At 71.9% G+C, this 20202-nt stretch carries 20 protein-coding genes; 7 read left to right on the plus strand and 13 right to left on the minus strand.

The window, feature by feature from the left end:
• Nucleotides 1-9: 9 nt before the first annotated feature.
• Nucleotides 10-1440, minus strand: a complete 1431-nt coding sequence (locus J2X59_RS13140; protein WP_235426391.1) for a branched-chain amino acid ABC transporter permease — start codon at nt 1438-1440, stop codon at nt 10-12.
• A 318-nt stretch (nt 1441-1758) separates the two neighbouring features.
• On the opposite strand from J2X59_RS13140, the gene guaB reads away from it, so the two are divergent.
• Both guaB and J2X59_RS13150 read left to right on the plus strand, forming a co-directional pair.
• On the plus strand, nt 1759-3261 hold the full coding sequence (guaB, locus tag J2X59_RS13145; protein ID WP_066656935.1) for an IMP dehydrogenase: 1503 nt from the start codon (nt 1759-1761) through the stop codon (nt 3259-3261).
• A 156-nt stretch (nt 3262-3417) separates the two neighbouring features.
• Entirely contained in the window at nt 3418-4290 is an 873-nt protein-coding gene (locus J2X59_RS13150; RefSeq protein WP_326496977.1) for a hypothetical protein, read from the plus strand.
• Between the two features lie 107 nt (nt 4291-4397).
• Here J2X59_RS13150 and J2X59_RS13155 read toward each other — a convergent pair whose 3' ends face one another.
• On the minus strand, nt 4398-5216 hold the full coding sequence (locus J2X59_RS13155) for an SDR family oxidoreductase (protein ID WP_326496978.1): 819 nt from the start codon (nt 5214-5216) through the stop codon (nt 4398-4400).
• A gap of 334 nt (nt 5217-5550) precedes the next feature.
• Between J2X59_RS13155 and J2X59_RS13160 the strand changes: the two genes are divergently transcribed.
• Complete coding sequence (locus J2X59_RS13160) at nt 5551-6885, plus strand: ABC transporter substrate-binding protein (protein ID WP_066656937.1); 1335 nt, start codon at nt 5551-5553, stop codon at nt 6883-6885.
• A 190-nt stretch (nt 6886-7075) separates the two neighbouring features.
• Here the strand turns inward: J2X59_RS13160 and rarD are convergent, their stop codons facing one another.
• Nucleotides 7076-8038, minus strand: a complete 963-nt coding sequence (gene rarD / locus J2X59_RS13165) for an EamA family transporter RarD (RefSeq protein ID WP_326496979.1) — start codon at nt 8036-8038, stop codon at nt 7076-7078.
• Between the two features lie 161 nt (nt 8039-8199).
• Complete coding sequence (gene groES, locus J2X59_RS13170) at nt 8200-8496, minus strand: co-chaperone GroES (protein WP_056121496.1); 297 nt, start codon at nt 8494-8496, stop codon at nt 8200-8202.
• A gap of 160 nt (nt 8497-8656) precedes the next feature.
• Between groES and J2X59_RS13175 the strand changes: the two genes are divergently transcribed.
• Nucleotides 8657-9874, plus strand: a complete 1218-nt coding sequence (locus J2X59_RS13175) for a class I SAM-dependent methyltransferase (protein WP_326496980.1) — start codon at nt 8657-8659, stop codon at nt 9872-9874.
• Between the two features lie 175 nt (nt 9875-10049).
• On the opposite strand, the gene J2X59_RS13180 is transcribed toward J2X59_RS13175, so the two are convergent.
• The 4 genes from J2X59_RS13180 to tsaB all read right to left on the minus strand — a co-directional run bounded on the left by J2X59_RS13180 (nt 10050) and on the right by tsaB (nt 13105).
• Nucleotides 10050-10796 (minus strand): DUF4190 domain-containing protein, encoded by a 747-nt coding sequence (locus J2X59_RS13180; protein WP_326496981.1) that lies wholly within the window; start codon nt 10794-10796, stop codon nt 10050-10052.
• 104 nt (nt 10797-10900) lie between these two features.
• Entirely contained in the window at nt 10901-11956 is a 1056-nt protein-coding gene (gene tsaD, locus J2X59_RS13185; protein ID WP_326496982.1) for a tRNA (adenosine(37)-N6)-threonylcarbamoyltransferase complex transferase subunit TsaD, read from the minus strand.
• Entirely contained in the window at nt 11943-12485 is a 543-nt protein-coding gene (rimI, locus tag J2X59_RS13190) for a ribosomal protein S18-alanine N-acetyltransferase (protein ID WP_326496983.1), read from the minus strand. The genes tsaD and rimI overlap by 14 nt, the downstream gene beginning before the upstream one ends.
• Nucleotides 12482-13105, minus strand: a complete 624-nt coding sequence (tsaB, locus tag J2X59_RS13195) for a tRNA (adenosine(37)-N6)-threonylcarbamoyltransferase complex dimerization subunit type 1 TsaB (protein WP_251160913.1) — start codon at nt 13103-13105, stop codon at nt 12482-12484. The genes rimI and tsaB overlap by 4 nt, the downstream gene beginning before the upstream one ends.
• An 81-nt stretch (nt 13106-13186) precedes the next feature.
• Here tsaB and J2X59_RS13200 point away from each other — a divergent pair, with 81 nt between their 5' ends.
• Nucleotides 13187-13366 carry a hypothetical protein gene (locus J2X59_RS13200; RefSeq protein WP_326496984.1) on the plus strand — a complete coding sequence of 60 codons (180 nt, stop codon included), beginning with the start codon at nt 13187-13189 and terminating at the stop codon, nt 13364-13366.
• 12 nt (nt 13367-13378) lie between these two features.
• On the opposite strand, the gene tsaE is transcribed toward J2X59_RS13200, so the two are convergent.
• Genes tsaE through glmS form a run of 5 tightly spaced genes read right to left on the minus strand, consistent with a single transcriptional unit; the run spans nt 13379 to nt 18376 of the window.
• Nucleotides 13379-13891, minus strand: coding sequence for a tRNA (adenosine(37)-N6)-threonylcarbamoyltransferase complex ATPase subunit type 1 TsaE (gene tsaE / locus J2X59_RS13205; RefSeq protein WP_326496985.1), 513 nt, complete (start codon nt 13889-13891; stop codon nt 13379-13381).
• Complete coding sequence (alr, locus tag J2X59_RS13210) at nt 13888-15048, minus strand: alanine racemase (protein WP_326496986.1); 1161 nt, start codon at nt 15046-15048, stop codon at nt 13888-13890. The genes tsaE and alr (J2X59_RS13210) overlap by 4 nt, the downstream gene beginning before the upstream one ends.
• Nucleotides 15045-16148, minus strand: a complete 1104-nt coding sequence (gene alr, locus J2X59_RS13215; protein WP_326496987.1) for an alanine racemase — start codon at nt 16146-16148, stop codon at nt 15045-15047. The genes alr (J2X59_RS13210) and alr (J2X59_RS13215) overlap by 4 nt, the downstream gene beginning before the upstream one ends.
• Nucleotides 16145-16519 (minus strand): holo-ACP synthase, encoded by a 375-nt coding sequence (locus tag J2X59_RS13220; protein WP_209685290.1) that lies wholly within the window; start codon nt 16517-16519, stop codon nt 16145-16147. Before J2X59_RS13220 ends, alr (J2X59_RS13215) begins: the two co-directional genes overlap by 4 nt.
• A gap of 9 nt (nt 16520-16528) precedes the next feature.
• Nucleotides 16529-18376 (minus strand): glutamine--fructose-6-phosphate transaminase (isomerizing), encoded by a 1848-nt coding sequence (glmS, locus tag J2X59_RS13225; RefSeq protein WP_326496988.1) that lies wholly within the window; start codon nt 18374-18376, stop codon nt 16529-16531.
• Nucleotides 18377-18446: 70 nt separating this feature from the next.
• Here glmS and J2X59_RS13230 point away from each other — a divergent pair, with 70 nt between their 5' ends.
• Nucleotides 18447-18932 (plus strand): glutathione peroxidase, encoded by a 486-nt coding sequence (locus J2X59_RS13230; RefSeq protein ID WP_209685286.1) that lies wholly within the window; start codon nt 18447-18449, stop codon nt 18930-18932.
• 123 nt (nt 18933-19055) lie between these two features.
• On the plus strand, nt 19056-20000 hold the full coding sequence (gene coaA, locus J2X59_RS13235) for a type I pantothenate kinase (protein WP_066656980.1): 945 nt from the start codon (nt 19056-19058) through the stop codon (nt 19998-20000).
• The last annotated feature ends 202 nt before the right edge of the window (nt 20001-20202 follow it).

Genomic DNA, 20202 nt, shown 5'->3' on the forward strand with positions numbered 1-20202 from the left:
GGTGCTCCCTTAGCCGATGCGCTCGGCGCGACCGAAGATGCCCTGCGGCCGGAACAGCAGGATGAGGATGAGGATCACGAGGGCCGTGGCGTACTTGAAGTCACCCGGCAGCACGAGGTTCGTGAGCTCGACGACGATGCCGATGATCATCGAGCCGACGAGGGCGCCGTACGCGGTGCCGAGACCGCCGAGCGTGACGGACGCGAACATGAGCAGCAGCAGCTGGAGGCCGGTCTGCCAGTTCACGCCGTTGAGCACCAGGCCGAGCATCACGCCGGACAGGCCCGCGAGGCCGGCTGCGAGCGTCCACACGAAGCGGATGACGCGGTCGACGTCGATGCCGGACGCCGCGGCGAGCGCCGGGTTGTCCGACACCGCGCGGGTGGCACGGCCGAAGCGGGTCTTGGCCAGGAACAGGCCGGTGCCGACGAGGACGACGAGCGCGATGCCCATCGCGACGTAGGACTGCACGGTCAGCGTGAGGCCGGCGAAGGTCACCGTCTCGGGGTTGCCCTGCTGGATGCGGACGGTCGAGGCGCCGAAGAAGTACTGGAAGGCGTACTGCGCGGCGATCGACAGACCGATCGTGACGATCATGAGCTGGGTGAGGCTGATCCGACGGCGGCGCAGTGGCCTCCAGATCGCGGCGTCCTGCAGGTACCCGGTCGCCGCACAGAGCAGCGTGACGACGATGCCGGTCACCCAGATGTTCCAGCCGAGCTGGTTCGCGAAGACGTAGGCGAGGAGACCACCGAGGGTCACCTGCTCACCGTGCGAGAAGCTCGACAGGCCGGTGGTGCCGTAGATGAGCGACAGGCCGACCGACGCGAGGGCGATGAGGAGCCCGAGCCGGATGCCCGACGCGAGCTGCTGCCAGGCGCGTGCGGCGCTGACGCTGCTCGTGTCGTCGCTGGTGGTGGCGCCCTGCTGGTCGGACAGCTGGAAGATCTGGCCGACGTTGGCGTTGAGCGTGGCGTTCACCTTGCGCTCGGCGTCGGCGGCGTTCGTCAGGTACTGCCCCTTCGGCAGCGAGTCCTGGTCGACGCTGACGGTGTACTGCCCCGCCGTGGTCACGGACACCGACCAGCGACCGGTGTCGTCGGTGGTCGCCGTCTGCGCGAACCCGCCGGCCCCGGCGACGTCGACGTCGACCCCGGTCGCGGGCTTCCGCTCGGAGTCGAGGATGGTGCCCCGGATGCAGCCGTTCGTGGGGCTGACCGTGCAGGGGCCGGAGCTCGCCGGTGCGCCGGTGCTCGGGCTGCTGCTGGCGGAGGGACTGCTCGTCGCCGCGTCGGCTGCGGGCGACACTGCCCAGTCGACCGCGAAGGTGGCGAGGAAAGCGAGGAAGAGTACTGCGGCGAGGACCAGGCGGTTGCGACCTGGTGCCCCACGGCGGAATCGGCGCATGAGCGCTGACCCCGGCGGAGTGATGGAACCCACGGATGAGCCTCTCGTTCGGATAGTCGAGGACCATAGGGATTTTTTGTGTCCCCCGTGTTTCCAGCACGTCTCCTGCACAAATCGTGCTGCATTCGTGACCGAGACCCCGTCGATCGGCGGAAATCCGCCCGTCCAGCCGGTACAGGACTCTCAGGAACGGGTCGTCGGACCGCTGTCGGTCCGCGCGCGGCGCCCGCCGAGCCCGGACGGTCGGGGGACGACGGAATGGCGGGAGTGTCGCGCGCGTTACCATGGCCCATCGGGAACCCGACGACGCGCCCCGGTGCCACCACTTCACCTCGCCCACGAAGGGGAACCATGGACCAGCCGGATCCGTTCGGATTCATCGGACTCACGTACGACGACGTCATGCTCCTGCCCGGGCACACCGACGTCATCCCGAGCGAGGCGTCCACGACGTCCCGGCTCACGAAGCGCATCGACGTGCACGTCCCGCTGCTGTCGGCGGCGATGGACACCGTGACCGAGGCGCGCATGGCGATCGCGATGGCCCGTCAGGGCGGCATCGGAATCCTCCACCGCAACATGTCCATCGCGGACCAGGCGGCGTACGTCGACAAGGTCAAGCGGTCCGAGTCCGGCATGATCACCAACCCCGTGACGACGACCCCGGACGCGACCGTGGCCGAGGTCGACGCCGTCTGCGGGCAGTTCCGCGTCTCCGGGCTGCCGGTCGTCGAGTCGGACGGCACCCTCGTCGGCATCATCACGAACCGTGACATGCGCTTCGTCGCACCGTTCGAGACGGCGACCACCCTCGTCCGCGACGTCATGACCAAGGCGCCCCTCATCACCGCGCCCGAGGGCATCGACCCCGAGGACGCCGTCGCGATCTTCGCGCAGCACAAGATCGAGAAGCTCCCGCTCGTCGACGCCGACGGCAAGCTCCGCGGCCTCATCACCGTCAAGGACTTCGACAAGAGCGAGAAGTACCCGGACGCCACGAAGGACGACGAGGGCCGCCTGCGCGTCGGCGCCGCGATCGGCTTCTTCGGCGACGCCTGGCAGCGCGCCGAGGCCCTGCGCGACGCGGGCGTGGACGTGCTCGTCGTCGACACCGCCAACGGCGAGAGCGAGGGCGTGCTCGACATGGTCCGCCGCCTGAAGGCCGACCCGTCGTTCGCCGGCATCGACGTCATCGGCGGCAACGTGGCGACCCGACAGGGCGCGCAGGCGCTCATCGACGCCGGCGTCGACGCCGTCAAGGTCGGCGTCGGGCCGGGCTCGATCTGCACCACCCGCGTGGTCGCCGGCGTCGGCGTCCCGCAGGTCACCGCCGTGTACGAGGCGTCGCTCGCCGCGCGTGAGGCCGGCGTGCCGGTCATCGCCGACGGCGGTCTGCAGTACTCGGGCGACATCGCGAAGGCCCTGGTCGCCGGCGCTGACACCGTCATGCTCGGGTCGCTCCTCGCGGGCACCGACGAGAGCCCGGGCGAGCTCGTCTTCGTCGGCGGCAAGCAGTACAAGGCGTACCGCGGGATGGGCTCCCTCGGCGCACTGCAGACCCGCGGCGAGAAGACCTCGTACTCGAAGGACCGCTACTTCCAGGCCGACGTCCCCTCGGACGAGAAGCTCATCCCCGAGGGCATCGAGGGCCAGGTCCCCTACCGCGGCTCGGTGGCGAACGCCGTCTACCAGCTCGTCGGCGGACTGCGGCAGTCGATGTTCTACGTCGGTGGCCGCACGGTGCCGGAGCTCAAGGCCCGCGGCAAGTTCGTCCGCATCACCGCGGCCGGGCTCAAGGAGTCCCACCCGCACGACATCAAGATGGTCGTCGAGGCCCCGAACTACCGCGGCTGACCCCGGTCTCCTCCCTTCCGCAAGACGCAACGTCGGCGGTTCGTCGCAGCGCTACACCGCTGCGAGGGGCCGCCGACGTTGCGTTTCGCGGAGGGGTTGTCCACAGATCCGGACGACGGCGCTCGATCCCGCCTGTGCTCGTCGAGGCTCGGGCGCATGCACGAGCCACTGCCCCTCGTCCTCCTGACGTCCGACGACCGTGCCGCACAGCAGGCCGTCCGGCACGGTGAACTCGTCCGGGTCACCCACGGCGTCGCGGTCGACGCCCGGGGCTGGCGAGCAGCCACCGTGCCCGAACGGCAGCGGGTCGAACTCGAGGCCGTCATCACGACGGTGGGCGAGTGGCGCGTGCTCTCGCACCGCTCGGCAGCGCTGCTCTGGGGGCTCCCCGACGTCGACCGTCCGGACCGGCGGGTCCACGCCACCGATCCCCTGCTCGGGACGACGCACTCGGGGCGTCGGGTCGTCCGGCACGCAGCCGCGCTCGAGGACGACGAGGTGACGGACGTGGACGGGCGCCGCGTGACCACTCCGCTGCGGACGGTCGTCGACGTCGTGCGGAGCACCTCCTACGAGCACGGGGTCGCGGTGCTCGACCACGTGCTGCGTGAACACCTGCTCGAGGCCGACGAGATCCGCCGGGCGTTCGCTGCGTGGCCGACGCCGCGGGGCATGACCAAGGCGCGGCGAGCGCTGCGGTTCGCCGATCCCCGTGCCGAGTCGCCGGGCGAATCGGTCAACCGGGTCCGGCTGGACGAGGACGGCTTCCCACCGCCCGTCCTGCAGCAGGCGTTCGGCCGGTTCCGGGTCGACTTCTGGTGGCCGCGCGCCGGGATCGTCGGCGAGTTCGACGGTCTCGAGAAGTACGACGGCCCGGACGCCGTCCGCCGTGAGAAGGCCCGCGAGCAGGTACTCCTGCTCCGACCGGAGGTCCGTCGCGTCGTGCGGTGGGGGGGGTGGTCGGAGGTGCGCACCCCGGGACGCCTGCAGATCGTGTTGCGCACCGCGGGCCTCCCGACCGGCGCATGACGGCTGTCCCCGCAAGACGCAACCTCGACGGCTGCTCGCAGCGGCACAGCGCTGCGAGCAGACGCCGAGGTTGCGTTTCGCGGAGAGCCGCCGCCGCCCCCGCCGCCCTACGCGCTCCGCCAGTCGTCGGAGGTGATGTGGCTGCCGCCGTGGGGGCCCATCTGGAGCATGCCGCCGTCGACGGGCAGGGACACCCCCGTGATGTACGACGACGCGGGGCTGGCCAGGAACGCCACCGCGGCTGCGATCTCCCACGCGTTGCCCGGCCGGCCGAGCGGGACCCCCGGCCGGGAGATCGTGTGCGGGTCCTCGTCCTCGGAACCGGTCATCCGGGTCGCGATCTCGCCCGGCGCGACGGCGTTGGCCGTGATCCCGGACGGAGCGAGCTCGATCGCGATCGTCTTCAGGAGCCCACCGAGCCCGTGCTTCGCTGCGTCGTACGCGCTCGACCCGTACCGGGGCTGGTGCTCGTGGACGCTCGTGATGCCGATGATCCGCCCGCCGGTGCCCTGTCCGACCATGTGCCGCGCTGCTGCCTGGATCGTGACGAACGCCCCGTCGAGGTCGGTGGCGACGGTGTGCCGCCACTGCTCGAGCGTGATGTCCAGGAACGGCGCGTTGTCGCCCGTGCCCGCATCGGCGACGATCACGTCCACACCGCCGAGCTGCGCCACGAGGCGGTCGATCACGGCGCCCGCCTGGTCGAGCTGCGTCACGTCGATCTGCTCGACGAAGGCCTGCCGTCCCGCCTGTCGGACCTCGGCGGCGGTCTCCTCGGCGCGCTCGGGCTCGGACAGGTAGGTGATGCCGACGTCCATGCCGGCGGCAGCGAGCGCCACCGCGGTGGCCTTGCCGATGCCGGACTCGGCGCCGGTGACGATCGCGCGCGTGGGACGGAAGGTGGTGGTGGAAGCTGCGTCGCTCATGGGCCGGACCGTACGCGCGACCGCCGCAGTGCTCCCCCGGGTCCGCGCCCCCTGCACAGAACGCCGCCGACGAGCCCCGCGCGGGAGCGCTCCAGCCGATCCCGAACGGTCCGCACGGGCCTCGGCGAGTGCGAAGACCGTCCGGACGGACTCCTCATCAGGGGTTCCCGTGCGCCTCCTCAGTTTCGTCACGGGTGTGTAACGAAACGTCCAGGTGATGATCTCGGACACACACGCGAAACACTTCGGCCCTAGTTTTCTCGGCAACCCACGTGGAGGAGACCGCGCTCGACCCGATGCGGTTGGGCCTCCGCGCAGAGAAAGGGCTCCACGGATGACCAGAACCACCCGTGCCACCACGGCACTGGCAGTGGCGGGAGCGGCAGCGCTCCTCCTCGCCGCGTGTTCCACCAGCGGCAGCGCCGAGACCACTTCCTCCGCCTCCGCCGGCGGTGCGAAGAAGGACCCGGCGGCGAGCTGCAAGGCCCCCGACACCCCCGGTACCGACGCGCTGAAGATCGGCACGATCCTCCCGCTGACGGGCACCCTGTCGTACCTCAACCCGCCCGCCGAGTCCGGCGTCGGCCTCGCGGTCGAGGACATCAACTCGGCCGGTGGCGTGCTCGACAAGGACGTCAGCATCGACCCCGCGACCGACTCGGGCGACAGCAACGACATGACCGTGTCGAGCTCGGCCGCGACGAAGCTCGTCAACGCCAAGGTGCCGGTCGTCATCGGCGCCGAGTCGTCGAGCGTCACGCTCAACGTCATCGACCAGCTGACGAGCAACTGCATCGTGCAGATCTCGCCGGCGAACACCGCGACCGACCTGTCCGGGTACTCGTCGCACTACTACCGGACCGCGCCGCCGGACTCGGTGCAGGGCTCGGCCCTCGGCCAGCTCGTCACGGGTGACGGCAACGCCAAGGTCGCGTTCCTGGTCTTCAACGACACCTACGGCACGGGTCTCCGCGACACCGTGCAGCAGGCGATCGAGGACTCGGGCGGCCAGGTCGTCTACGGCGGCAAGGGCAAGGGTCAGGAGTTCCCGCCCGGACAGACGACGTTCTCGTCCGAGGTCACCGCTGCGCTCGCCGCGAAGCCGGACGCCATCGTGGTGCTCGCCTTCGACGAGACGAAGTCGATCATCCCGGAGCTCAAGTCGCAGAACGCCGACATGTCGAAGATCTACATGTCCGACGGCAACACCGCGGACTACTCGAAGGACTTCGACCCGGGCACCCTCGAGGGCGCGCAGGGCACCATCCCCGGCGCCAGCCCGAAGGACGAGCTGAAGCAGCGCCTGTCGGACTTCTACAAGCAGTCCTCGGGCAAGGAGCTGGCTGACTACTCGTACGCTGCCGAGTCCTACGACGCCACGACCCTCGCTGCGCTGGCCGCGGTGAAGGGCAAGGGCACCGACTCGGGCACCATCCAGGCCAACATGGCCGCGGTGTCCGGTGCGGACGGCGGCACGAAGTGCGAGACGTTCAAGGCGTGCAAGGACCTGCTCGACAAGGGTGAGGACATCCAGTACACCGGCCCGTCCGGCATCGGTCCGTTCGACAGCAAGAACGACCCGTCGAGCGCCTACATCGGCATCTACAAGTTCGACGGCGACAACAAGCCCGTGTACCAGACCGCCATCCAGGGCTCGGTCTCGAAGTAACACGCAGCACGCGACGTCGGCCCCGGACCTCATGCAGGTCCGGGGCCGACGTCGTCCCCGCGAGACTCGCGTCCGCGGACAGATCCGCGGGCGCGGGGCTGCGGAACTGTCCGCATGGCCGAGCCTCGGCACAGCGCTCCGAACCGCGCGCGGGCACCGGGGGGCGGACGGGAGGCGCGGCTCGCGCCCGTCAGGCCGGCTCGGCCGCCGCAGGGGCGAGCGTCCGCCGCCGCGCGGCCCGGGCCGCCACGAAGCTGTCGACCGTCAGGACCACGAGCGCGACCCAGACGATCCCGAAGCCGATCCACCGCGCGGGCGGCATCGCCTCGTGCTGCACGACCACCCCGACCAGGAGCTGCATCACCGGCGCGAGGTACTGCGTCAGGCCGAGCGTCGACAGGGACACCCGCCGGGCGGACGACGCGAAGAGCAGCAGCGGCACCGCGGTCGCGGGCCCGGTGAGCACCGTGACGAGGACGTGCGGCCACCCCTCGCTCGTGAACGTCACCCCGCCGCCGAGACCCGTGACGCCGAGCACGACGAGCGCCCCCACGGCGATCGGGACCAGCCAGACGGTCTCGATCGTCAGGCCGCTCAGCGCGTCGACGGTGCCTCCGACCCGCTTCTTCACCAGGCCGTAGCACCCGAACGAGAACGCCAGCGCGAGCGAGACCCACGGCACCTGCCCGTAGCCGACCGCGATGACGACGACCGCGACGACGCTGATGCCGACGGCCACCCACTGCGCCGCACGCAGGCGCTCGCGGAGCACGACCACGCCGAGGGCGATCGTGACGAGCGGGTTGATGAAGTACCCGAGCGCCGCCTCGACCGTGTGGCCCGTCGTCGTCGCGGCGACGTACACGGTCCAGTTCACCAGGATGAGCACGGCCGCGAGTCCCATCACGAGCATCACCCGGCGCTGGGCGAGCAGGGAGCGGGTGCGGAGCCACGACCGGGTGACGGCGATCGCCACCGCGCAGAAGACCAGGCCGAAGACGATCCGCCAGGCGACGATCTCGAACGCGCCGGCGGGGGCCATCGCGGCGAAGAGCAGGGGCATCAGTCCCCAGAGTCCGTACGCGACGATCGCCTGCACGACGCCGACGGATGCCTCGCTGCGTGCCGGACGAGCCGGGGTCGCTTCACTCACGGAACCATCCTAGGAAGGGGCGCGGACGCTGCGGGCGGACAGCGCGCCTCCAGGCCGACCACCGGGACGGGCCGGGAGCGCCGCAGCGACACGCGCCCGGACGCACGAACGCCCCGCCGGCTGCGAGCCGGACGGGGCGTTCGTGACGAGAGCTGCTGGTCTCAGTGCTCGATGACCGCGAGGACGTCGCGCGCCGAGAGGACGAGCAGGTCCTCGCCGGAGTACTTGACCTCGGTGCCGCCGTACTTCGAGTAGATGACCTTGTCGCCGACGGCGACGTCGAGCGGCACGCGGTTGCCGTTGTCGTCGATGCGACCCGGACCCACTGCGACGACCTCGCCCTCCTGGGGCTTCTCCTTCGCGGTGTCCGGGATGACGAGACCGGAAGCGGTGGTCTGCTCCGCCTCGACCTGGCGGATGACGATGCGATCCTCGAGCGGCTTGATGGTGACGGCCACGGTGACCTCTTCTTTCTCGGTACTGACTCGGTACAGATGGGAACCGGTTGGCACTACGCACAGGAGAGTGCCAACCACAACTCTAGGGACAGTCTGGCACTCGGTCAATCCGAGTGCCAGCACGTGTCGGGCCTCCCCGGCGACCTGGGAGGATCGACGGGTGGAAGCCGCCGACCTCGCCCAGCTGCTGACCCCCGAGGGGATGGCCCTGCTCGACCGTACCCCCGGCGTCTCGGACGGGGGCGAGATCGTCCGGGTGGTCTCCCGGCTCCGTGGCGAGGGACACGACCCGGGGCTCGTGGCAGCCGTGCTGACCCAGGCGAAGCTCCGCCAGAAGGCCCGCGCGAAGTTCGGGGACTTCGCCGCGCGGATGCTCTTCACCGAGGCCGGCCTCGAACAGGCCACCCGACTGCAGGTCGCCGCGCAGCACGCCGGTCGCTTCGCCGCCGCCGGACTGACCCGGGTCGCGGACCTCGGCTGCGGGATCGGTGGCGACGCCATGGCGATGGCCGCGCTCGACCTCGACGTCACCGCCGTCGACCGCGACGAGGTGACCGCGGCGGTCGCGACGCACAACCTCGCGCTCTGGCCGAACGCCCGGGTCGAGCTCGGCGACGCGGCCGCCTTCGACCTGTCCCGGGTCGACGGCGTCTGGATGGACCCCGCGCGACGCACGGCCGGGCACGCGAACACGAGGCGCCTGGCCGACCCGGACGACTGGTCGCCGTCGCTCGACACCGTGTTCGCCGCCGCGACGACGACCCCGACGGGCGTGAAGCTCGGCCCGGGCATCGACCGCGACCTGATCCCGGACACGCTCGAGGCCCAGTGGGTGTCCGTCGACCGCGAGGTCGTCGAGCTCGTCCTGTGGTCCGGGCCCCTCGCCCGTGACGGCGTCCGGCGCGCGGCCACCGTCATCGGCGGTCACGGCATCGCCGAGCTCACCGGCCCGGCGGACGCCGAGGACGTCGAGGTCGGTCCCGTCGGCGCCTACCTGTACGAGCCGGACGGCGCCGTCATCCGTGCGCGGTTGATCGGTGACCTGGCGCGGTCGATCGACGGGCGGATGCTCTCCGAGGGCATCGCGTACGTCACGTCGGACCGTGCCGTGACGACGCCGTTCGCGCAGGGGTTCCGGGTGCTGGACACGATGCCCCTCGACGTGAAGCAACTGTCGGCACGCCTGGCGGCGGAGGACGTCGGCACCGTCGAGATCAAGAAGCGCGGCGTCGACGTCGACCCGGCGCAGTTCCGGAAGCGGTTGCGGCTGCGGGGGCGGCGGTCGGTGACGCTCGTGCTCACCCGTCTGGAGGGACGGCACACCGCGCTCCTGTGCGAGCGCCTCACCGACGTGGCCGGCTCGGCCGCGGGGCGGTAGCGGGGCGCGAGGCTGCGCGGGCGGTCGGCGCGAGGCGCTCTCGCTGTCGCTCTCGCTCTCGCTTTCGCTGTCGCTGTCGCTGTCGTGATCACGTCCGCGGCAGCGACAGACCCCCGCCGAACATCGGCGGGGGTCTGTCGATCTCGCGGAACGGAGCCGTGCAGCTCGGCGCGGGTCAGCGGATGAAGGCGCCCGAGTCGTAGCCGTACGGGTCGGAGGACGAGTGGCTCGACGCGATCGCGATGATGAAGATCACCGCGAAGAGCACGTAGAGCCCGGTCAGCACCCACCCGCCGATGACCCCGGCGAGGGCCAGTCCGCGGCCACCCTCACCCGTCTGCTTGATCTTCCCGAGGGCGATGTGCCCCATGATCGCGCCGGCGGGGCTCGTGAGGATCACGATCGGCCAGATGACGACCCCGGCGAACGCGAACACGATCGACAGGATCGCCAGGGTGTTCGTCTTCGGGCGCTGGGCGTACGGCTGGTACCCGCTCGTGGCGTACGGCGACGCGTAGGGGTTCCCGCCCTGCTGCGGCGCGTAGGGGTTCTGCTGGGGGCTCGAGGCCGCGTACGGGTTGCCCTGGTGCGACTGCTGCGCGTACGGGTTGCCCTGCTGCGACTGCTGCGCGTACGGGTTGCCCTGCTGCGACTGCTGCGCGTACGGGTTGCCCTGCTGCGACTGCTGCGCGTACGGGTTGCCCTGCTGGGACTGCGGTGCGTACGGGTTGCCCGACGGCTGCTGGCCCTGACCGTACGGGGCGCCCGACGACTGCTGGCCCTGGCCGTACGGGGTGCCCTGCGCCGGCTGCGCGGAGGGGTTCGCGGGCTGCTGGCTGCCCGACTGCCCGTCCTGCTGCTGCCGGCCGTCGTCTCCCCCGCTCGACTCGCCCGGCTTCGGCCACTGGTTCTGATCGGACACCGTCCACCCCTCCCGGCACCCGGTCGGTCGGTGCCTGCTGAGCATCCTCCCACACGGGCCGGGAGCCGGTTCAGGCGTCGGCGTGCGCCACCCGGCCGCGCGACTCAGACCTGGACGGTCGTCACCGGCAGCGTGGAGTCCGCCGCGATGCCGAGGTCGCTCGGCGCGTGCCCCTCTGCCACCAGGCGCGCACCGACCGCGGCGATCATGGCCCCGTTGTCGGTGCAGAGGTCGAACGGTGGGATCCGCAGCGCGACCCCGGCGGCAGCGCAGCGTTCCTCGGCGACGGCACGCAGCCGTGCGTTCGCGACGACCCCGCCCCCGAGCAGCAGGCGGTCGACACCGGTGTCCCGGCACGCGGCGAGCGCCTTCGTGAGGAGCACGTCGACGACGGCCTCGCGGAACGACGCCGCGACGTCGGCGACGGGGACCTCGCGGCCCTCGTCCCGGCACTTCTCGACCCACCGCGCGACGGCGGTCTTCAGCCCGGAGAACGAGAAGTCGTACCGGTGCTGCGCCATGTCCTTCGGCAGCGTCAGGCCGCGCGGGAACCGGATCGCGGTCGGGTCGCCCTCCGCTGCCGCCCGGTCGATCTGCGGCCCGCCCGGGTAGGGCAGTCCGAGCAGGCGTGCGACCTTGTCGAACGCCTCGCCGGCCGCGTCGTCGATCGTCTCGCCGAGCAGTTCGACGTCGCCGACCAGGTCCCGCACGAGCAGCAGCGACGTGTGGCCGCCGGACACGAGCAGCGCCACGGTCGGCAGCTCGATCGCGCTGCCGTCCGCACGCAGGACGTCCGCACCGACGTGCCCGACCAGGTGGTTCACGCCGTACAGCGGCTTGCCCGTCGCGACCGCCAGTGCCTTGGCCGCGCCCACCCCGACCATCAGGGCACCGGCGAGCCCCGGACCGGCGGTCACGGCCACGGCGTCGAGCTCGTCGAGCGTGACACCCGCGCGGTCGAGGGCCTCGTGCAGGGTCGGGGTCATGGCCTCGAGGTGCGCCCGTGCGGCCACCTCGGGCACGACGCCGCCGTAGCGGGCGTGCTCGTCCATGCTCGACGCGATGACGTTGGCGAGCAGGGTGGTCCCGCGGACGATGCCCACGCCGGTCTCGTCACAGCTCGTCTCGATGCCGAGCACCAGGGGGTCAGTCGCGCTCACCGAGGGTCTCCTGTCCGATCGGTCCGACGCCGGTGGACGCACCGGGGGTGACGGGGAGCTCCGCCCGCATCACCCACGCGTCGACACCGTCGGGCTGGTAGTAGCGGGGCCGCACGGCGATGCGCTCGAACCCGGCAGCGGTGTACATCGCCTGCGCCACGGGGTTGTCGGCGCGCACCTCGAGGAACACCTCGTGCACGTCACGCCGTCGGGCCTCGTCGAGGAGCTCCGTGAAGAGCACCTTCCCGATGCCCCGGCCCCGCTGCTCGGCAGCGACCGCGATGGTCTGCACGTCGGCGACGGGGTTGCCCGCGAGCGAGGACAGCCCGGCGTAGCCGACGACCGTCGGGGCGCCGTCCTCGGTCGTCTCGACCACGACGTAGTACCCGTGCGGGGACCACAGCTCCCCCGCCATCTGCGACGAGGTCCAGGCGTCCGTCGGGAACGACGTGTGCTCGAGGAACATGACGTCGTCGAGGTCCTGCGGGACCGCGCGGCGCAGCCGCAGGCCGGCGGGGAGTCCGGTCACCGGACGACCCGCTTCGGGGCCCCCGGCACGGTGACGTCGGGGTCACGCAGGTAGAGGGGGGTGTCGTCGGCGAAGGGCGCGCCGGAGGCGAGCCGATCAGCTGCCAGCGACCCGAGCCTCCCGGCCGGGACGGTCGTGACGGTCTCGCGGGGCCAGTCGACGGCCTCCGGACGGGAGGCGCGGATCGCCTCGTCCAGGTCCGCCGGCTTCGCGAGTCCGGGACCGGCGACCCGCGTGCCGGTCTCGTCGTGGGCGCTCCAGTAGACCTCGCGGCGGCGCGCGTCCGTCAGGACGACGACGGGGTGCCGCTGCAGGTCGGCCGCGATCGCGTCGTGGCTGACGAGCGGGAGGAGGGGGACGCCGCGGGCGGCGGCGAAGGTGCGCGCGGCGGCGATCCCGACGCGCAGGCCGGTGAAGGGGCCGGGGCCCGTGCCGGCGACCACCCCGGTGACGTCGGCACCGGTGACGCCGGCCTCGGCGAGCACCTCGGCGAGGAACGGGCCGATCACCTCGGCGTGCCGGCGGGAGTCGTCGGTGCTGCGCTCGGCGAGCACACGACCGCTGGCCGGGTCGACGACGGCGACCGAGGTGCCGGCGGACGTGTCGATGGCGAGGAGCACGCGTCCATCGTAGGCGCGATCGGGACGGCGGACGGTGGCGTAGTGTCCGGTGATGTTCCACCAGCACGAGGGAGGTCACCGATGCCCTGGACACCGCGCACGGCAGCGCACCGCGATCCCGAGCAGTGGCGCCGTCGGGGCCTGCTGCCGCCCGCTGACGTCGACGCACTCGTGCACGCCCGACTCGGGTGGTTGCCGGTCGACGACCCGGCCTACGCCGACTTCTTCGTCGACCCGACCAGCTCCGTGCGGCCGCGCTGACCCGGCGATCCGTCAGAGCGTGACGTCCGCCCAGCGCGGCCCGGTCGCGGTGACGATCACCCGTCGGGGTTCGTCGGGCACGTCGTCGGGATCGAGGTCGTCGACGTCGCCGTCGGGCGCGTCCGCTCCCGTCGCACGGACGATCTCCACGTCGAGGATGCTGTCCGCGATGCCGTCGACGAAGCCCCGGCCCCACTCGACCACCACGACCGAGGCGTCCCAGTCGAGGTCGAGGTCGTCGAGCTCCACGGGGTCGCTCAACCGGTAGGCGTCGACGTGGACCAGGTCCGGGCCGGTCGTCGTCGGGTGGGTCCGGGCGAGGACGAAGGTGGGGCTCGACACCTGCCCCCGCGCGCCGAGCGCGGCCCCGAGGCCACGCGTGAGCGTCGTCTTGCCCGCACCGAGCGGCCCGGTCAGCACGACGAGGTCGCCAGCACGCAGGACACGTGCGAGCCGCGCACCGAGCACACCCATCTCGTCGGTCGTCGACACCGTCGTGTCGAGCAGCACCCGGGCGTCCGTCACGGCTGCTCCCGCAGGTAGTCGCCGACCCGGCCCTCGACCTGGTGCCCGACGACCTCGCGCGGGACGCGGGCCCCGATCCGGCAGGTCACCTCTTCCCCGATGGTGCCGAGCGCCTCGCCCCACTCGAGGACGGTCATCTCGCCGTGCTCCCCCGTGCCGAACAGCACGACCTCGTCGCCGACGCGGACCTCGTCGTCGCCGACGTCGACCAGGAACTGGTCCATCGCGACGCGACCGGCGACCGGGTACCGCTTCCCGCCGATCGTCACCTCGACGCGGCCCTGCGCACGACGCGGCACCCCGTCCGCGTAGCCCACGGGCACGAGCGCCAGGGTGGTCTCCGACGTGGTGCGGTACGTGTAGTCGTAGGAGACGCCGGTGTCGACCGGGACCCGCTTCGTCTTCGCGACCGAGGCCGTGAGCGTCATCACCGGCTCGAGCCCGAGGTCGGCGGCGGACACGCCCTCGGCACCCGGGATGCCGAGCAGGTTCGCGCCCATCCGCACCATGTCCTTGCGGAACTCCTTCCGCTCGAGCCCGGCGAGCGAGGCCGCGACGTGCTCCATCGGCAGGTCGAGCCCGAGGTCCTCCGCGGTCTCGACGGCCCGGTCGAACACGGCGACCGCGGCGCTGTCGTCCTCGTCCGACGACTCCGCGAGGTGCGTGTACGCCGCGACGACCTCGATCCGGCCGGCGCGCTGCGCGTCGATCGCGAGTGCCACCAGCTCCGGCCAGGCGTCCGCGGTCGCGCCGTCGCGGTGCAAGCCGGAGTCGACGCCGAGGTGAACCCGTGCCGGGCGCTGGTCGACGGCGTCGACGACCCGCTGCAGCTCGGCGACGTTCGAGACGCCGAGGTCGATCGCCGAGTCGACGGCGTCGCGGAAGTCGAGCGCCGGGTCGTGCTGCCAGGTGAACAGGTGCACGTCCTCGCCGACGCCGATCGCCCGGAGGCGCAGCGCGGCCGGCACGGTCAGCACGCCGATCCAGCGGATGCCGGCGTCGACGGCCGCGAGCGCGATCGGCTCGAGACCGTGCCCGTAGGCGTCGGCCTTCATGATCGCCATGACCTCGACCGGGTGCATCCACTCGCGCACGAGGTCGAGGTTCGACCGGTAGGCGTCGAGGTCGATCCGGGCCCGACGAAGGGGGGCGTTCACGTCGTCCTCCGTTCCACGCTGCGGCCGACCCTGGCGACCACCTCGTAGTTGATGGTGTCGATCGCCGCCGCCCAGTCCTCGACCGCGGGGTCGCCGTCCGCCGGGTCGCCCCAGAGCACGACCTCGTCGCCCACCCGGACATCGGCGTCGCCGATGTCGATGTGCATGGCGTTCATCGCGACGCGGCCGACGACGGGGAACTCCCGGTCACCGATGCGCACCGACACCCGGTTGCCGAGGTCGCGGTCGAAGCCGTCGGCGTACCCGAGCCCGATCACCGCGAGCCGGGTGTCCGTCGCTGCACGCCAGGTGTAGCCGTAGCTGACGCCGTCGCCCGCGGCCACCGGGACGGTCCGCAGCACCGCGGCGGTCACGCGCATCGCCGGGCGGAGCCCGAGGTCGGCCGAGGTGCGGTCGGCGAAGGGGCTGAGCCCGTAGAGCGCGAGCCCGACCCGTGCGGCGTCGTGGCGCGTCTCCGGCACCGCGATGCCCGCGGCGCTCGCGGCGAGGTGCACGATCTCCGGCACGATGCCGTTCGCCGCCAGGCCGTCGAGCGCCCGCTGGAGTGCGGCGTCCTGGTCGAGGTCGTCGGCACGGGACGCGTTCGACAGGTGCGACATGAGGCCCTCGACGCGGGTGCGCCCGCCGGACCGGGCGATCCGCCCGGCGGTGTCGAAGAGCTCGGCCCACTCGGACTCGACCGCGCCGTTCCGGCTCAGCCCGGTGTCGACGCAGATGTGCACCGCGGGCACCTCGGAGTCGGCCGCGGCCGCGAGCTGGGACACGCTCGACACCGCCGGGGTGACGTCGTACTGCGCGGCGCGCCGGAAGTCCTCGTCCGGGGCGTGCAGCCACGCCAGGATCCGGACGCCCTCGTCGATGCCGGCGCGGCGGAGCGCGATGCCCTCCTCGACGTCGGCGACCCCGAGCCACTCGGCACCGGCGTCGACGAACGCCCGTGCGGCGTCGACCGCACCGTGCCCGTACGCGTTCGCCTTGACGACCGCGATGACACCCGCCGGCGCCACCTGCTCGGACACCGTGGCGTAGTTCGCGATGAGGGCCTCGCGGTCGACCGTGATCCCCGTGAACGCGCTCATGCGCCCCCTCCTTCGATGACGACGAACGCCGTCGCGATCCCGCCGTCGTGCGACAGCGACAGGTGGACGTCCGTCACACCCCGGTCCGCCGCCACCCGACGAGCGCCCTCGTGCAGCGTGAGCGACGGGTTCCGCTGGTCGTCCGACACGACCTCGAGGTCCTGCCAGCTGAGCCCGGCACTGGACCCGAACGCCTTGATGAGGGCTTCCTTCGCCGCGAACCGGGCCGCGAGCGACGACACCGGTCGGGGCTCCCCGTCGCGCAGCTGCTCGGCCGGGGTGAACAGCCGCGTCCGGAGCGCCGGGGTGCGTTCGAGCACACCCCGGAACCGCTCCGTGTCGACGACGTCGACCCCGATGCCGATGATCACGACGCGGGCCTACTCGACGGTGACCGACTTCGCCAGGTTGCGCGGCTGGTCGACGTCGAGCCCCTTGGCGGCGGCGAGCTCCATGCCGAACATGTGCAGCGGCGCGACGGCCAGCAGCGGCTCGAACAGCGGCGTGGCGAGCGGGATCCGCAGGACTTCGTCCGCGAAGGGCAGCACGGCGGCGTCGCCTTCCTCGGCGATGGCGATCACCCGGGCACCGCGGGCGCGGATCTCCTGGATGTTCGAGACCACCTTCGGGTGCAGCGAGCGCGGGTCGCGCGGCGACGGGACGATCACGAAGACGATCTGCCCCGGCTCGATGAGTGCGATCGGGCCGTGCTTGAGCTCGCCGGCGGCGAAGCCCTCTGCGTGGATGTACGCGAGCTCCTTGAGCTTGAGGGCCCCCTCGAGCGCGATCGGGTACCCGACGTGGCGGCCGAGGAACAGCACGCTCCGGGTGTCCGCCATCCACTTCGCCAGCTCGGCGACACCGGACGCGTCGTCGATGGTCTGCTGGAGCTTCGGTGCGAGGCCCTCGAGCTCGCTGACCTGCTCGGCGATCTGCTCGGCCGTGAGCGTGCCCTTGAGCGTGGCCAGGTGCAGCCCGAGCAGGTACAGCGCGACGCCCTGGGCGATGAAGGCCTTGGTCGACGCGACGGCGACCTCGGGGCCGGCGTGCGTGTAGATCACCGCGTCGGACTCGCGCGGGATGGTGGCGCCCTGCGTGTTGCAGATCGAGAGCACCTGCGCACCCTGCTCGCGGGCGTACTTGACGGCCATGAGCGTGTCCATGGTCTCGCCCGACTGGCTGATCGAGACGACGAGGGTGCGGTCGCTCAGCACCGGGTCGCGGTAGCGGAACTCGTGGGCGAGCTCGACCTCGACGGGGACGCGTGCCCACTGCTCGATGGCGTACTTGCCGAGGATGCCGGCGTACGCCGCCGTGCCGCACGCGATCACGATGACACGGTCGACCTGCTGCAGCCGGTCGGCGATCGGGTCGAGGTCGGTCAGCGTCACGGCACCGTCGTGCACGCGACCGAGGATCGTCTTGGCGACGGCCTCGGGCTCCTCGCTGATCTCCTTGGCCATGAAGGAGCTCCAGCCGCCCTTGTCCGCGGCGGAGGCGTCCCAGCTGACCTCGAACTCCTCGGGGGTCGCCGGCGAGCCGTCGAAGTGCACGACCTCGACGCCGTCGGGACGGATCGTCGCGATCTCGTCCTGGCCGATCGCGAGGGCACGCTGCGTGTAGGCGACGAAGGCCGCGACGTCGGAGCCCATGAAGTTCTCGCCGTCACCGAGGCCCACGACGAGCGGCGAGTTGCGGCGCGCACCGACGACGACGCCCGGCTGGTCGGCGTGCACGACGAGGATCGTGAAGGCACCCTCGAGCCGCTGCACGACCTGCTGCACGGCAGCGGTCAGGTCCCCGGTCTCGCGGAACGCACGACCGACGAGGTGCGCGGCGACCTCGGAGTCGGTCTCGCTGGTGAACTCCACGCCCTCGGCGACGAGCTCCTGCTTCAGCTCGGAGAAGTTCTCGATGATGCCGTTGTGGATGAGCGCGAGCTTGCCGCCGTCCGCCAGGTGCGGGTGGGCGTTGCCGTCGGTCGGGCCGCCGTGGGTCGCCCAGCGGGTGTGCCCGATGCCGGTGGCACCGTCGGCGATCGGGTGCGACTCGAGCTCCTCGACCAGGGCCTGCAGCTTGCCGGCCTTCTTCGCCGAGACGAGGTCACCCGGCCGGTCGACGACGGCGATGCCCGCCGAGTCGTAGCCGCGGTACTCGAGACGACGGAGACCACCGAGGAGGACCTCCTGGCTGCTCTTGCTGCCGACGTAGCCCACGATTCCACACATGCGCACGATCCTACGGTCTGGCTGGAGATCAACCCTGCAAGTGGGCAGGAGTGGGGATACCGTTCGGGACATGGGACGCTTCGACGACATCGAGATCACCACGCTGCACGGGGAGCACACCACCTTCGCGCAGTTCTCGGACCGGGCCGTCCTCGTCGTGAACGTGGCCTCGCGCTGCGGACTCGCCCCGCAGTACGAGCAGCTCGAGGCCCTGCAGAAGACCTACGGCGACCGCGGCTTCACGGTCCTCGGTTTCCCGAGCAACCAGTTCCTGCAGGAACTCGGCTCGTCGGAGGCGATCGACGAGTACTGCTCCACCACCTGGGGTGTGACCTTCCCGATGTCCGAGAAGGTGAAGGTGAACGGCAGGGGCGCTCACCCGCTCTACCAAGCGCTCAAGGAGACGCCCGACGCCTCCGGCAAGGCCGGCCGGGTGAGCTGGAACTTCGAGAAGTTCCTCGTCGCCCCCGACGGCTCCGTCACACGCTTCCGTCCGACCACGAAGCCGGACGCCCCCGAGGTCGTCGCCGCCATCGAGGCGGCCCTGCCCGCCTGACGGTCACCGTCCGCACGACGGGTCGCGTCCCGTGGACACGCACCGGGTACCGGACGGGAGGCGCGGATCACCGCAGCCGGTCCACGCACGTCCGCCGCACCTCCCGTCTGTACGCTCGTGCCCATGCCGATCACGGAAGCCACCGTCGCGCACCCGACCCCGTTCGTGGAGATCCCGCGCGACGAGTGGTCCCAGCTCGCACCGAAGGAGCACCTGTCGCTCACCGAGACCGAGATCGTGCAGCTGCGCGGCCTCGGCGACCGGCTCGACATGCAGGAGGTCCAGGAGGTCTACCTGCCGCTCTCCCGCCTGCTGACGCTGTACGCGGCTGGCGCCAGGGACCTGCACGCCGAGACGAGCCGCTTCCTCGGTGAGCGGGCCGGCCGGACGCCCTTCGTGATCGGTGTCGCCGGGTCGGTGGCGGTCGGCAAGTCGACCGTCGCGCGCCTGCTCCGCGAGCTGACGAAGCGCTGGCCGGACACCCCGCGGGTCGAACTCGTGACCACCGACGGCTTCCTGTACCCGAACGCCGAGCTCGAGCGCCGCGGCATCATGGACCGCAAGGGCTTCCCGGAGTCGTACGACCGTCGCGCGCTGCTGCGGTTCGTCAGCCAGGTGAAGAGCGGGGCGGCCGAGGTGCGTGCGCCGTTCTACTCGCACCTCGTCTACGACATCGTCCCCGACGCCGAGATCGTCGTGCGGCAGCCGGACGTCCTCATCGTCGAGGGCCTCAACGTGCTCGCGCCGCCGGTGCACGGGCGGCTCGCGCTGTCCGACCTGTTCGACTTCACGATCTACGTCGACGCCAAGACCAAGGACATCGAGTCCTGGTACGTCGACCGGTTCCTCGCCCTGCAGGAGGAGGCGTTCTCGAGCCCGGACTCGTTCTTCCACCGCTTCGCCTCGCTGTCGCGCGAGGACGCGGTCCGGACCGCGACCGAGGTCTGGCGGGCGATCAACGAGCCGAACCTGCTCGAGAACGTGCTGCCCACGCGCTCCCGGGCGACGCTCGTGCTCAAGAAGGGCGCGAACCACAAGGTCAACTCGGTGCTGCTCCGCAAGATCTGACGCGGGGCGGTGGGCGAGGCCGCCGTGCCGCCTCTGTCGTTCCGCGGCGCGACCTGCTCGCGAACAACCGGAAGCGGGGGGGGGGGGCGGGGGGGGGGGGGGGGGGGGGCGCCGCGGGGGGGGGGGGGGGGCGGCGGGGGGGGGGGGGGGGGGGCGCGGGCGCGGCGGGGGCCGCGCCGCGCGCCCCCCCGCCCCGCGGACC

It is taken from the genome of Curtobacterium sp. 260 (assembly GCF_030803485.1).
In the GTDB taxonomy this organism is placed as follows: domain Bacteria; phylum Actinomycetota; class Actinomycetes; order Actinomycetales; family Microbacteriaceae; genus Curtobacterium.

Coding starts and splice junctions, on each gene's coding strand:
- J2X59_RS13230 (WP_209685286.1), top strand. CDS start 18,447: ATGGGACGCTTCGACGACATCGAGATCACCACGCTGCACGGGGAGCAC.
- J2X59_RS13150 (WP_326496977.1), top strand. CDS start 3,418: ATGCACGAGCCACTGCCCCTCGTCCTCCTGACGTCCGACGACCGTGCC.
- guaB (WP_066656935.1), top strand. CDS start 1,759: ATGGACCAGCCGGATCCGTTCGGATTCATCGGACTCACGTACGACGAC.
- coaA (WP_066656980.1), top strand. CDS start 19,056: ATGCCGATCACGGAAGCCACCGTCGCGCACCCGACCCCGTTCGTGGAG.
- J2X59_RS13160 (WP_066656937.1), top strand. CDS start 5,551: ATGACCAGAACCACCCGTGCCACCACGGCACTGGCAGTGGCGGGAGCG.
- glmS (WP_326496988.1), bottom strand. CDS start 18,376: ATGTGTGGAATCGTGGGCTACGTCGGCAGCAAGAGCAGCCAGGAGGTC.
- J2X59_RS13200 (WP_326496984.1), top strand. CDS start 13,187: ATGCCCTGGACACCGCGCACGGCAGCGCACCGCGATCCCGAGCAGTGG.
- alr (WP_326496987.1), bottom strand. CDS start 16,148: ATGAGCGCGTTCACGGGGATCACGGTCGACCGCGAGGCCCTCATCGCG.
- J2X59_RS13155 (WP_326496978.1), bottom strand. CDS start 5,216: ATGAGCGACGCAGCTTCCACCACCACCTTCCGTCCCACGCGCGCGATC.